General features: G+C 69.6%; 15 protein-coding genes. 6 read left to right on the forward strand and 9 right to left on the reverse strand.

What is annotated here, in order from left to right:
• Nucleotides 1-17: 17 nt before the first annotated feature.
• Entirely contained in the window at nucleotides 18-611 is a 594-nt protein-coding gene (locus CRP45_RS00390; protein ID WP_097243315.1) for an LppA family lipoprotein, read from the reverse strand.
• A gap of 340 nt (nucleotides 612-951) precedes the next feature.
• Between CRP45_RS00390 and CRP45_RS00395 the strand changes: the two genes are divergently transcribed.
• Complete coding sequence (locus CRP45_RS00395; RefSeq protein WP_067779225.1) at nucleotides 952-1,404, forward strand: hypothetical protein; 453 nt, start codon at nucleotides 952-954, stop codon at nucleotides 1,402-1,404.
• Nucleotides 1,405-1,441: 37 nt separating this feature from the next.
• On the opposite strand, the gene CRP45_RS00400 is transcribed toward CRP45_RS00395, so the two are convergent.
• From CRP45_RS00400 to CRP45_RS00410, 3 genes are all read right to left on the reverse strand, one after another.
• A complete protein-coding gene (locus CRP45_RS00400) occupies nucleotides 1,442-2,623 on the reverse strand; it encodes a cation:proton antiporter (protein ID WP_097243316.1) in 1,182 nt (393 codons plus the stop codon).
• A 3-nt stretch (nucleotides 2,624-2,626) separates the two neighbouring features.
• Nucleotides 2,627-3,106, reverse strand: coding sequence for a cation:proton antiporter regulatory subunit (locus CRP45_RS00405; protein ID WP_097244462.1), 480 nt, complete (start codon nucleotides 3,104-3,106; stop codon nucleotides 2,627-2,629).
• Nucleotides 3,107-3,178: 72 nt separating this feature from the next.
• On the reverse strand, nucleotides 3,179-3,841 hold the full coding sequence (locus CRP45_RS00410; protein WP_097243317.1) for a TetR/AcrR family transcriptional regulator: 663 nt from the start codon (nucleotides 3,839-3,841) through the stop codon (nucleotides 3,179-3,181).
• 200 nt (nucleotides 3,842-4,041) lie between these two features.
• Between CRP45_RS00410 and CRP45_RS00415 the strand changes: the two genes are divergently transcribed.
• On the forward strand, nucleotides 4,042-5,145 hold the full coding sequence (locus CRP45_RS00415) for an esterase/lipase family protein (protein ID WP_245909780.1): 1,104 nt from the start codon (nucleotides 4,042-4,044) through the stop codon (nucleotides 5,143-5,145).
• 113 nt (nucleotides 5,146-5,258) lie between these two features.
• On the opposite strand, the gene CRP45_RS00420 is transcribed toward CRP45_RS00415, so the two are convergent.
• From CRP45_RS00420 to CRP45_RS00430, 4 genes are all read right to left on the reverse strand, one after another.
• Nucleotides 5,259-6,446: a lipase family protein gene (locus tag CRP45_RS00420; RefSeq protein WP_245909781.1), complete on the reverse strand. Its 1,188-nt coding sequence runs from the start codon at nucleotides 6,444-6,446 to the stop codon at nucleotides 5,259-5,261.
• 533 nt (nucleotides 6,447-6,979) lie between these two features.
• Nucleotides 6,980-7,105: a hypothetical protein gene (locus tag CRP45_RS34875; RefSeq protein WP_281256149.1), complete on the reverse strand. Its 126-nt coding sequence runs from the start codon at nucleotides 7,103-7,105 to the stop codon at nucleotides 6,980-6,982.
• 136 nt (nucleotides 7,106-7,241) lie between these two features.
• On the reverse strand, nucleotides 7,242-7,802 hold the full coding sequence (locus CRP45_RS00425) for a DUF8020 domain-containing protein (protein ID WP_097243319.1): 561 nt from the start codon (nucleotides 7,800-7,802) through the stop codon (nucleotides 7,242-7,244).
• 151 nt (nucleotides 7,803-7,953) lie between these two features.
• Nucleotides 7,954-8,949 carry a LysR family transcriptional regulator gene (locus tag CRP45_RS00430; RefSeq protein WP_097243320.1) on the reverse strand — a complete coding sequence of 332 codons (996 nt, stop codon included), beginning with the start codon at nucleotides 8,947-8,949 and terminating at the stop codon, nucleotides 7,954-7,956.
• Nucleotides 8,950-9,011: 62 nt separating this feature from the next.
• Here CRP45_RS00430 and CRP45_RS00435 point away from each other — a divergent pair, with 62 nt between their 5' ends.
• From CRP45_RS00435 to CRP45_RS35040, 4 genes are all read left to right on the forward strand, one after another.
• Nucleotides 9,012-9,905, forward strand: a complete 894-nt coding sequence (locus CRP45_RS00435) for a serine hydrolase (RefSeq protein WP_097243321.1) — start codon at nucleotides 9,012-9,014, stop codon at nucleotides 9,903-9,905.
• Nucleotides 9,906-9,979: 74 nt separating this feature from the next.
• Complete coding sequence (locus CRP45_RS00440) at nucleotides 9,980-10,954, forward strand: MBL fold metallo-hydrolase (protein ID WP_097243322.1); 975 nt, start codon at nucleotides 9,980-9,982, stop codon at nucleotides 10,952-10,954.
• Between the two features lie 99 nt (nucleotides 10,955-11,053).
• Entirely contained in the window at nucleotides 11,054-11,308 is a 255-nt protein-coding gene (locus CRP45_RS00445; protein WP_342747001.1) for a hypothetical protein, read from the forward strand.
• Nucleotides 11,239-11,766: an SDR family oxidoreductase gene (locus tag CRP45_RS35040; RefSeq protein WP_342746958.1), complete on the forward strand. Its 528-nt coding sequence runs from the start codon at nucleotides 11,239-11,241 to the stop codon at nucleotides 11,764-11,766. The genes CRP45_RS00445 and CRP45_RS35040 overlap by 70 nt, the downstream gene beginning before the upstream one ends.
• 210 nt (nucleotides 11,767-11,976) lie before the next feature.
• On the opposite strand, the gene CRP45_RS00450 is transcribed toward CRP45_RS35040, so the two are convergent.
• A complete protein-coding gene (locus CRP45_RS00450) occupies nucleotides 11,977-12,519 on the reverse strand; it encodes a YaeQ family protein (RefSeq protein WP_097243323.1) in 543 nt (180 codons plus the stop codon).
• Between the last annotated feature and the right edge of the window lie 12 nt (nucleotides 12,520-12,531).

The raw sequence follows: 12,531 nt of genomic DNA on the forward strand, positions 1-12,531 counted from the left end.
TCAGCTCGACACGATCGCTACTCGGCAGGTCGTCTGTCGGCGGGTAGCCGGCAGCCCACCACCGCGGTGATCGTCATCGACCGGCTGTCCGCGAAGATCGACAGTTCGGTATTGCTGTCCCACGCCGCGCCGTCGCCGCCTTCGAACGCGACGTGCCGATCGGGTGACGAGCTACCACCCGGCCGCATATCCGTCGCGCCCGCGGACGCGGCCAGCGCGCGGGCCGTTTCCTGGAAGCCGGGCCAGGCGGCATCGGGCAGCGAACCCTCGGCGTGGTAGCGCGGCAGCACGACGCGTCGCCCGACGGTGTGCGCGTAGGGCCCGTAGCACGGCCCGATTCCACGCTCCTCGCTGAAGCCCCAGCGCAGCCTGGGTTCCAGCGCCGAGGCGGCGGCCACGATCTGTTCGACGACCGACGCGAGCTGTTGTTCGGCCACCTCGGAAGACGGCAATTCGGTCAATTCGGCTGCGGCCGCCGCGATCTCGTCGGCGGACGGCGGTGGGGCGGGCTCGCCGAGGAGGGTGGCGCAGCCGCCGGTCGTCAGGCAGGCGACCGCGAGTGCGGCGATCGAGCGCAGTGCGGCGGGTTGCCGTCGCGGTCCGGTCGCCATCGTCTCCCCACGCTTTCCGCGGCCGCACCGATCGCGAGCCTGCTTCCCGCGCAATCCTATTCGCGACCGGCGACGCGCGAGCACGGATCGCGACGCGCCGCGACCGTGCCCGCCACCCCGCGAGACGCTCTTTTAGATGTCGATTCCCGAGACATCCGCCGAGGTTTTGGATAGTTTGGCCCTCGTTCAGTGAAGATCTGGCAAACACTATCCCCGGCCCGGCGGCGACGGAGGTTCGCGCGTCGCGCGCGGCCGACGAGAAGGGGTGTGCGTTGACGGGGACTTTCCAGGCGGACGAACACATCGGTCGCCCGGCGCGGGGCAGGGAGGGGCCGAGAACGTGGTGACCATCGCCCAGTTGCGGGCCGTCTTGGCGATACTGCACATCGACCCGGACACGGTGGACCCGCCCTCCGACGGCCCGAGGGACGCTGCCGCCGAGCGGGCGCTGCTCGTCGGTCTGCTGCGCCGCGTGGTCGGCGGCGAACCGCGCCACGCCGTTCCGGTGCCCGAGGACCCGGCCGAGCGGATGTGCGCCGACGCCGCGGAGTTGCACGACCGCATCGGCGCGATGGCCGAGGACGCCACCGCCGAGCCAGCGCCGGTGTTGCTCGCCGCGGCCACCCGGTCGGCGGATGCCACCACGGCGTTGCTGGAGCTGAGCCGCAACCCCGTCGGCACCGACGCCGAAACCCGTTGGCGGCGTGCGCTGACCGATCTCGGGCAGGCCTATCACCTGCTCAACGACGAGTACGTCGGCCGGTCGAACACTACAACGGCCCCGCTACGCTGAGGGGCCGCGTCGCTGCGCTTCCGAAAAGCTCGCTCCGTCAGGCGGGACGGGCCGCGCGACGGTCGCGCCACACCAGAATGGGTTCCACCACACGCGCCGCTATCGGGCCGAGCACCGCCATCAGCAGCACGTACGTCGTCGCCAGCGCGGCGAACTCGGTCGGCACCGCGCCCGCGGTGACCGCCAATCCCGCGATGACGATGGAGAACTCGCCGTGCGCGACCAACGCCGTGCCCGCGCGCGCCCGTCCGTACCGCGAGGTGCCCGCACGTTTGGCGGCCCACCAGCCCGTGGCGACCTTGGTGGCCGTGGTGACCGCGGCGAGCAGGCAAGCCCAGCCGAGCACCGGGGGAATGGTCGCCGGATCCGTGCTCAGTCCGAACAGCACGAAGAACAGCGCGGCGAACAAGTCGCGCAACGGCTCCAGGATCTTGGTGGCGTTGTGCGCCGTCGAATCCGAGATCGCGATACCGAGCAAGAAGGCGCCCACCGCCGCCGAGACCTGAAGCGCGGACGCCAGACCCGCGACGAGCAGCGCCGAGCCGAGCAGCTTGAGCAGGAAGATCTCGCGATCCTCGCTGTCCACGATCATCGAGACGTAGCGTCCGAAGCGCAGCGCGACCACCAGCACCACCGTGACGGCGAGCAGGGCGATTCCGACCGTGGTGAGACCGGCCAGGAATCCGGCGCTCGCGAGCACCGCCGTCAGCACCGGCAGGTAACCGGCCATCACCAGGTCCTCGAACACCAGGATGGACAGAATCGTGGGTGTCTCCCGGTTGCCCAGCCTGCCTAGATCGTTGAGCACCTTGGCGACGATGCCCGACGAGGAGATGTAGGTGACGCCCGCCATCGCGATGGCGCCGGCCAGACCCCAGCCGAGGTAGAGCGCGACGAGCACGCCGGGGGTGGCGTTGAGCACGATGTCCACGACACCGGCCGCCCAGGATCGGCGCATGCCGGTGACCAGTTCGGCGGCAGTGTATTCCAGGCCGAGCAGCAGCAGGAGGAGGACGACGCCGATCTCGCTGGCCAGGTGGATGAACGAATCGACGTGGTCCAGTTCGACGAGACCGCCTGTACCGAACATCAAACCGCCGACCAGGTACAACGGGATCGGCGACATGCCGATACGCGCGGCGATGCGGCCGAGCAGGCCGAGGCCGAAAAAGACCGCGCCCAGCTGAATCAGCGAGAGCGCGGTTTCGTGTGCCACCACGCCTCAGCCGTCCGTCAGGATGACGGTGGCGGCCGCTAGGCCGTCCGCGGTGCCGACGACGATCAGGACGTCGAGGGCGTCGAACACGAATTCCGGTCCCGGCGAGGCGATCACGTGTCCGTCGCGCACGACCGCGACGATGGACGTCTTGGTGCGGGTGCGCATTCCGGTGTCGCCGAGCGGCCTGCCCGCGTAGGGGGAGCCTGCGGGAACGGTGAGCTGCCGGGTGGTCACCCCGTCGAATTCGCGGTGCTCCTCCTGCAACTGGGCGACCACCTGCGGTGCGCCGAGCAAGTTGGCGAGCAGCGACGCTTCGCGCCGGGTGAGCGAGATCTGGTCGGTGACGTCGGGGTTGTCGGGCTTGCTGACGATCAGGTCCACGGTGCCGTCGCGGTGGTCGATTACGCCGACCCGTCGGTTGTTCTTCAATGGAAAGTCTTTGCGGACACCAATACCCGGCAAGGGCGTTACCTCTACGTTCACCACTCCACCCTATCCGGACAATTCGGGCTCGTTCCGCGTCGTGGGAACGGTCGCCGGCGGGCGGGCAGCGAATCAGCGGCGATCGGGCAGCGCGGCGCGGACCGCTCGATAGCGGTCGTCGAGTCCGTCCAGCAGCGCCCGCAGCCCGACCTCGAAGGCGTCCTCATCGATGCGGTGTTGCCGATCGGCGAGCAGATGGGCCTCGCTGAGGTGCGGGTAGTCGCCGCCGTACACCGTCGCGTCGGCCGGGAACCCCGCGGCGAACGACGCGAGCGCGGAGCCGGTGATGAAGTAGCGCATCAGCGCGCCGACCGTGGTCGCCTCGCGGCGCGGCCAGCCCGCCGCCACCAGGCCGCCGAACACCGCGTCGGCGATCCGCAGCGCGTTGGGGCGATGGCCTGGCCCGCCCGCCAGCGCGGGGACGATGTGCGGATGGGCGGCCATGGCGGCGCGGTAGGAGTAGGCCCAATCCCACAGCGCCGTACGCCAATCCGGGTTCTCCGGACCGAGCGCGGCGAACATGCCGGTGTCGACTTCGCCGAGCACCGTGTCGGCGATGGCGTCGATGAGTTCGTCCTTGGTGCCTACGTGGTTGTACAGCGACGGTCCTTGGACGCCGAGCTCGGCGGCGATGCGCCTGGTGGACACCGCCGCCATGCCCTCGGCGTCGAGCAGTGCCAATGCGGTGGCCACGATGCGCGCTCGGGTGAGCAACGGGTGGCGGGGTCGGGCCACGGTTTGCCTCCTTGTCCTGTCGCAGCATTGTCGCAGGAGACAAAAACTTGCGCTGCTAGTTTATCGGCCTTACGGTCGATCGGAAAACTTTCACCGCTAGTTTTGGAGCGTGATTCATGCGGGTCGTCTCTCTCGCCCGATCCAGACACAGACCTATAGCTCGACTGCGGGGTGTCTTCACGGCGGCAGTCGTCGTCGGTGTGACAGTGCTCGGCGCCACACATGCCATCGGCCCCGCGGCGGCCGCACCCGAGCCCAGCGCGAGCGTGTCGGTCGAGCAGCAGCTCGCGGATCTGATCGGTGCCGGGCTGCGGCCAGCGCCGGATGGCAGGCGACCGCAGCCGATCGTGGACACCGGCAGCGGCTCGGGTTCGGCCGCGCGCAGCCACGCTTCCCGGGTGATCGGCGAGGGGCCCGAGGTGTCGGCGTTCCTCGCGGCCTTCGTCAACGGGTTGTCGCACCCCGACGCCGCGCCCGCGGGTGCGAACAAGCCGGATTGTCGTCCCAGCGCCGAACATCCGCGGCCCGTCGTGCTGGTGCACGGCACCTGGCTCAACGCCTACGACACCTTCGCCTACCTGTCGCCGCGGATCGCGCGCGAAGGGTACTGCGTCTTCACCTTCAACTTCGGTCGCTCCAGCCTGTTCGAGGGCGGCGGTCTCGGACCGTTGCTGCCCGGCCGCTACGGCGTTGGCCCGATGGAGGATTCGGCGCGTCAGCTGCGCGACTACGTCGACACGATCTTGGCCGCCACCGGCGCCGAGAAGGTCGACATCGTCGCCCATTCGCAGGGCGGGCCGGTCTCCAGCCAGTACCTGAAGTTCGAGGGCGGCGCGGAGAAGGTGGGCAAGCTCATCTCCTTCGGCGGCACCAACCACGGCACCTCGCTGATGGGCATGGCGACGCTGGGACGGTTGATGACCAACCTGGGGCTGAACATCCTCGGCTTCTACCGGCCGCTGATCGGCCAGGCCAACATCCAGCAGGTCGTCGGCTCGGAGTTCTACGCCAACCTGAACCGGGACGGCGACACCGTGCCCGGCATCGAGTACACCGCGGTCGGCACCAGGCACGATCAGATTTCGAACCCGTTCGAATGGACCTTCCTGCGGCCCGGTCCGGAGGCCCCCGTGCAGAACATCACCCTGCAGGACGGCTGCGAGCAGGACATGTCCGATCACCTGACGCTCATGTACTCGCCGCGCGCCGCGGCCATCGCGCTGCGCGCCCTGGATCCGCAGGCGTCGATCGAGCTGACCTGCGCGTTCAACCCGTGGATGATCGGCGGCGGCGGTTCGCTCTGACCTGTCGGCGACGCACCGGGACCGGTTGGGAGGCAGTCCGATCGCCCCGGCCGGAAACTACGAAAGGGACGCCCGGCCGAATGGCAGGCGTCCCCTTCTGGGTGATGCCGAAGTCAGCAGCTGGTCGGCACCGGATCACCGCGGAAGCGCGCCTCGACGTAGTTCCACGCGTCGGCGAATCCGGCGGCGGCCGCGGTCATGTGCTCGGCGATGTCGTAGGGCACCAGTTGCACAGGGGCGCCCGCCTTGCAGTAGCGATCGGCGACCTCGGCGACCGAATCGAACGGCGTCAGCGTGTCGTAGCGGCCCTGCCACAGGTAGGTCGGCACGGTCGGCACGCCTTCGAAGTGGCGCAAGCTGTTCTCGTACAGCACTTCTCGGGCCTCGGGGCTGTCCATCAGGCTCTTGGACGCGGCCATCTGCTCGGCGCTGCGGAAGGCGCCGTGGAAGAGCAGGAAGCGGCGGCAGGCGTCGTGGGTGAACTCGCGGAACCACAGGCCGTTCGGGTTGAGCTGATCCGAGATCGGCAGCCGGTCCGGGTACTCCCGTTCCAGGCCCATCGCCGCGGCGAAGGCGAGGCCGAAGCCGGGGTGCGGTTCGAAGCCGAGGCCGAGCGCCATCTGCTCGAGATCGGCGGGGATGCCGCCTGCGACCGCGGCGGTCAGCTTCAGGTCGGGCGCGTAGGTCGGCTGGAGGGCGGCCGCCCACGCGGTGGCCATGCCGCCGCCCGAGTAGCCCGCGATCGCGACCGGCGAAGTGCCGAGACCGAGTTCGGTGACCTTCTGCACCGCCTTCACGCTGTCCAGCGTGATCATGCCGCTGAGCTTGGCCGCGCCGTAGGCGACGGTCGGGCCGAGGTAGTCCGGAAGGGAGACGGCCCAGCCGCGGCCGATCGGCAGTATCGCGCCGGGGCCGTCCTGGAGTTCGCCGTTGAACAGCGAGCGCGACGGATTGCACCGGGAGCCAAGCGAATTGATCAGTGCCTGGTAGGAGACCAGGGGTGGATTGCGCACTCCGATGGGGAGCAGGACGGTGGTGATGCCCATGATGGGGTTGCCGCCGGAGTTGGTGGAGCGGAAAGCCACCTGCCAGCCCTCGGTGCCTACGTAGAGGCCGGTGTCGATCTTGCGGGTCCGGACGACGTCACCGGGCCGCAGCGCGGCGAGATCGGCGGGCGCGCTGTAGAACGGATCCGGATCGGGTTCGGGATAAAGGGGTTCGGCCTGCGCCGGGGCGCACAGGACGCCTAGCGACAGGATGCTCGAGACGAGGATCAATATTCGAGTCGTGACTCTGGACACGGTCTTTCTTTCGGGCATCGGGGTATCGCCGATGGACGACCGTGGGATGAGGGGCCGCGGCGGACATCGGTGACGTATTTGGCAGGGTGGGAACGACGCAGTGGAGCGACTTCGGTCACCGCGTGCACCGCGGTCGAATGGAATGGGTCGCTGGAGACGCGTGCACGCCACCGCCCCTCGCGGCGGATGGTCGTGCGAGGCTTGGCGCACCTCCTTCGTCTCCGTGGCTGCCCGAGGCCGCAGGCGACGGCCACTATCCGCGGCGAACATATCGCAACCAAGATCGTATCGAGGACAACGACACACCGAACTTGGTGATTCTCACAGTGGAACGGACGCTCCGCTGTGTGATTTCACAAGGGTGCGGCCGTCCGCGTTTCTCGGCGCGACCTGCGGGTACGGATCGAAGATTGTTGCGCCCGAGTAGAATTCGGACCCAACATAGCGACGGAGAGGTGAGCGTCGAACCGGTCGTGATCAGCGGGAACCATCGCGATCACGGAAGTGTACCCACTCGGAACGGGCGGTAGCGATCATCCAGCATCGGGGGCTCGGCCGCGTTCCGTGGAAGTGACCATCATCGTGGTCATGGCGACGATCAGGCTCGCGAGACCGATGCCGATGGCCGCGAGGTCGAGCCCGAGAAAGACTAGTTCCATTGACGCAGAAAAGGATCGGTGCCGACACTCAGCGCGCCGAGCGCCGTCGCAATCCAGTATGCGAGGAAACCGAGATCGGTCCAGAGCCGCCGAGTGCCGCCACCGGGGTCCGGTGACGGCACTCGGCGAATCTTCGTCAGGGCGTGGAGAAACCGATCAGTGCGCCGATGCCCGCGCCGATCGGGACGGTGACCAGCGCGCCGACACCGCCGAGGAAGAAGCCGAGCACCGCGCCGATGCCCGCGCCGATCAGCGCGCCGACCACGGCGTTGTGCTGCTTGCGCGCGACGGTCTCGTCGTAGTCGACGAGCTGGCGCAGGTGCTGTGTGGTCGCGGCCGGGGCGCCGGCCGGCGTGAGGGTGAGGGTCCGGCCCGCGTCGGTGATGCGGGGTGTCAGGCCGAAGGTCTGGCCGTGGGCGGTGAAGCCCATCGGCAGGGTCGCGACGATGCGGCCCGAGGCGTTGGCGAGGGTGACCGTCCGCGCGTCACCGGCGAGGGTGAACGCGCCGCCCTCGACGGTGGTGACGATGCCGCTGCCGTCCGAGGTCGGCCCTGCGGTGTAGCCGATGCCCTGGTCGACGCCGCGCACGGACACCTCGGCGGCGGGATCGGTCGGCTGGGCGTTGACGGCGCCCGCGGAGATGCCGATGGCCCCGATCGCGAGCAGGGCGGAAGCGGCGAATTGATTGACTCTCATCGTGTTTCCCTACGTGTTTCGTTCGGGCAAGACAGCCGATGCGTCCCCAAGAGGCCGGTGCTCGGCCGTACTCATTCTCGCGTCCCACCGTGCGAAACGGGCGGTTTTGCGAAATCTCCACTCGGAAAACGCTTTCCGGGTATCGCGATTATCAAGGCCGTGCGGCCGGATCGCGGTCGCCGCGCTGCGCCGGGTGGACGGTGTAGACCACCGACCACGGTCCGGTCGGCGTCTCCGGCGCGGGCAGCGGAACCGGCCCGGCGCCATCGCGCAGAACATCGGCGGCGACCTGCGCGAAGCGCGGTGCGGCGGGGTGCGGCGCGGTCTCGGGCCACACGGCGCCGACGCGCAGCCGCAGCGGCCGGTCGACGAGCGGACGCCAGGCCACCCTCGGCTCGCGGCGGGCCAGCGCCTCCCTGGTGAGGGCGACACCGTTGCCGGAAAGCACAAGTCCGAGCAGGAATTCGGGATTCCGGGCGTGCCGCACCGGTCCCGGAACGAATCCGTGCGTGTGACACACCGACAGCAATTCGTCGTGCCAGCCCGGAGCGGTGGCCCGCGGGAAGAGGATCAGCTCGTGTCCGGCGAGGTCGGCGAGGCTCACCTCGCGCAGGCGGGCCAGCGGCGAGGTGCGGGGGAGCGCGACGCCGAGGGGGAGCTCGGCGGTCGGCCCGCAGCGCAGGTCGGGCGCGTCGACCGGATGCTCCACCAATCCGACGTCGAGTTCCGCGGTGGCGAGCAGACGGAGCTGTTCGGCGGTGGTGAGTTCGTGCAGGTCCACGGTGAGTCCGGCGGCCTGCGCGGCGAGTTCGCGAAGCAGGCGGTGCAGCACCGCGGCGGGCGTGTCGGGTGGGACGCCCGCGCGCAGCGTTCCGAGACTGCCGTCAGCCGCCTTGCGCGCCACCGTGCGCAATCGCTGTTCCGCGGCGAGCAATGCGCGGGCCTCCTCGATCAGCAGCTGACCCGCGGTCGTCAGCTGCACCGCCCGCCGTGAGCGATCGAACAGCGCGACGCCGAGCTCGCGTTCCAGCCGCTGAATGGACTGGCTCAGCGGCGGCTGCGCGATGCCGAGCACCTCGGCCGCCCTGCCGAAATGCATCTCCTCGGCCACCACCAGAAAGTGGCGCAAGTGCCGGGCGAGGTCCATCGGCCGACGATAGGCGATCGGATATCGGCCGCTCCGGCGCGGGCCGGTTAGCGTTGGCCGTTGTGTCACCCGAGGAACGCATCCGCGAGATCTTCGCCGAGCTGCCCGTGCGCGGCCGGTTCCACGCCGTCGACCTGGCCGACGGGCGCGAGATCGGCGTCGACGCCGACGATCAAGTCGTGATCGCCTCGATCTTCAAGATCCTGCTGATCCTGGAGTTCAGCAGGCAGGTCGACGCCGGCCAGCTCGACCCGACCGAACGCGTGCTGGTGCGCGCGGTGGACCGGCTCGGCGGCTGGGGCACCGCGGGCTGCGCCGACGACGTGGAGATGTCGCTGCGCGATCTCGCGTACTTCACCATGTCGGTCAGCGACAACACGGCCGCGGATCTGCTGCTGCGCAGGATCGGACCGGACACGCCCGCGCTGCTCGCCGCCGAGTTGGGGTTGGGCGCCACCAGGGTGATCGGCGGACCGCGCCAGTTGCTGGAGACGATGTTCGCCGACGTGGGCGCGCGCACCGCCGCCGAATTCGCCGCGATCTTCCCGAGCCTGCCAAGGGAGCGGGTGGCGGACATGCGGGTCTTCCGGCCCGAGCACACCACCTCCAGCACCGCGCGGGAGATCACCCGGTTGCTCGGCATGATCTGGCGCGACGAGGCGGGCAGTCCGGCGGCCTGCGCCGCGACCCGAGATCTGTTGCGGCGTCAAATGTTCTGGACCCGGCTGGCTGCCGCGTTCCCGGACGAGGTGCTTGTCGCCTCGAAGACCGGCACGCTGCCCGGACTGCACATGGAGGCGGGCGTCCTGGAGTACCCCGACGGCGGGCGCTACGCGGTGGCGGTGTTCGCGCGCAGCGACGAGCTCGCCACCCGCCGCATCGACGTCGACTTGGCCATGGCGCGGTCGGCGCGGCTCGCCGTCGATGCCCTCCGCGATAGCTCCGACCAGGTCTGATATTCGATCACATATCGGCACGGCACGTTTTCGATCTTGGACGAGACCCGCGACGGCCTGCTTGTCTCGTCGCCATGACATCTCCACGGATCAACCGCCGCACCATGTTTCGTACCGCCGCCGCGGGCGCCGGGGTCGCGGCCGCCGGCGCGGCGGGCGCGGGCGCGTTCCTCGCGGGCCGCGATTCCGGCGCACCGGTTCGCCTGCCCGGCGCGGGAAACGCGGAATTCCGCTGGCTCGGCGTCTCCGGCTGGCGCGTCGACATCGGCGGCGACACGCTGCTCATCGACCCGTACCTGAGCAGGTACCCGGTCGGTCTCGCCGCGGGCGCCTTCGACCCGAACGCGCCGCTGCGAGTCGATCCCGCCGCGATAGACCCGCACGTCGGCAACCCGAAGTACGTCTTCGTCACGCACACCCACTGGGATCACTTCAACGACGTGCCGCACATCGCCGCGCGCAGCGGCGCACGGGTCTTCGGCACCTTGACGACCTATCACGTGGCACAGGCATGTGACGTGCCGTCCGAGCAGCTGAGCGTGGTGCGCGGCGGCGAGGTGCTCGATTTCGGCGGCTACACCGTGGAGATCGTCGGTTCGCTGCACAGCCGGACCGGCCGGTATTCGGTCACCTTCCCCGGCGTGCGGACCAGCCGTCCCGAGCGCCCCGCGACCATCGCCGATCTGCCAGAGGGTGACACGCTGGCGTTCCTGCTGCGCGTCGACGGCGGGCCCTCGGTGTTCTTCATGGGCGCAAGCGATTTCGTCGAACGCAACCTGACCGGCGCCACGCCCGACGTCGCCATGATCGCGGTGAACTCGAGCGACGCCACGCACGACTACGCCGCGCGGCTGACCCGCGCGCTGGACTACCCCCGCACGGTGGTCCCCGTGCACTGGGACGATTTCGAATCCCCGCTGGCCAACCCGCCGCGCACCGACGAAAAGAGCGCGCAGCGCCGCGACTCGCTGATCGCCGCCGTGCGCGCGGCGAGCCCGGAGACGGAGGTCATCGTGCCCGAGTACCTGACGCCCTACCGATTCGGCTGATCGAAGCAGGCCACGCCCGGTTTCGTCGCCGAAGAAGGCCGTCGACCCGTCGTCTCGTGATCGGAGTGTGGCGGCAGGGCGGTCGGGTATGCGGCGAGCATGGCTACTACAGCTCCGCTTCCCGAAGAACGTGCGGGCGCGCCGCTGCGCGCCGTGGTGACCGGGTCGGACTCCGGTATCGGCGCGGCGGTGGCCGTCGCGCTTGCCGGTGGCGGCGCCGACGTGGGCATCACTTTCCACACCGACGCCGAGGGCACGGCGGCCGCATCATCAACATCACCAGCGTGCACGAGCACGCGCCGCTGGTCGGCGCGGCGCCGTACTGCGCGGCCAAAGCCGGGCTCGGCGCGTTGACCAAGGTACTCGCCCTGGAACTCGCAGGTCTGAACCCGGCCGAACGCTCGGCCGTCCCGCTCTGCAGGACTCGGTCTGCGAATTCGCAGCCCGAATTATTCTTGAAACCGGGTTCAGCCCATAAGATCTCGGCCATGACAAAACTCGCACACCGCCGGATCACCTTCTTCGCCGGAGCCGTCATCGCCGCCGTGCTCCCGGTGACGGGGGCCGGGTACGCCTCCGCGGACCCCGCCACCGACGCCTACTTGCAGGCGGCGAAGGAGGCCTGCGAGTCCGCGGGCTACCAGCTGAACTCGAGCCTGGCGGCCGCGGGCTTCCGTTCGCCGAAGGCGCCGTGCGTGGATCCGCGCACGCTGGCGGTCGTTCGGGTGCCCGTCGCGGACGGCACGGCGTGCTCGATCCTGGACGGCGTCGTCACCCGCGAGGGCACCGCCTTCGACGGTGTGTGCAGGTAACCGTCCCTCTCTCACGGCCCTCCGCTGCCCAGCGCGCGGAGGGCCGTCGTCGTTTTCGACTCGCCATCGGACACGGCGAGCCGCGCACGGATACCGAATCGGTTGCGGCCCAACCCTTCTTCCCTAGCGGCGGAAACCGGGTGTCGATTCGATCGGAACGGCCGACCCCCGGCGTGCATCGTCCGGCTGCTGGTGCGGAGTGCCCCGCGGTCAGGTGAGGCGGTGCTCTTCGACCGGTGTGCTCAGGACGGTTCCGTTGAGGTCGAGGTAGAGCAGGCGTTCGGTGATGGACAGCGTGACCGTGTTGCGGCGGTCGATGGCCGGGACGGCGGCGTCGACGAAGGAGCGGTCGAAGCTGTAGAGGGGGATGTCGGCGGCGCGGTGGATGCGCTTGCCGGTGAGCTGGGCGAGCACCTTGGCGGGGTCGCGGTGGGTGTAAACGGCGACGCGTTCGGCCGATTTGCTGCCGCGGTGCACGCGTTCCGCGTCGGGTGCGCCGACCTCGATCCAGCTGGTGAGGCGACCGGTGAGGTCGCGCACCAGCACGGCGGGCTCGTCGGTGGAGGACACGCCGCCGTCGCTGAAGGCGATGCCCTCCTCGTACTCGAGGCAGTAGGCCAGCAGCCGCGTCAGCATGAACTCGGCCGATTCGGAAGGGTGGCGCGCCACCCGCAACTCCAGCTCCTCGTAGACGCCGCGATCGATATCGGCCAAGTGAACGGTGAACGTGTGCAGTGTCGCGCTGAGAGCCATAGGAGCAGAAGC

The sequence above is a fragment of the Nocardia amikacinitolerans genome (genome assembly GCF_900215415.1).
GTDB classification, from domain to species: domain Bacteria; phylum Actinomycetota; class Actinomycetes; order Mycobacteriales; family Mycobacteriaceae; genus Nocardia; species Nocardia amikacinitolerans.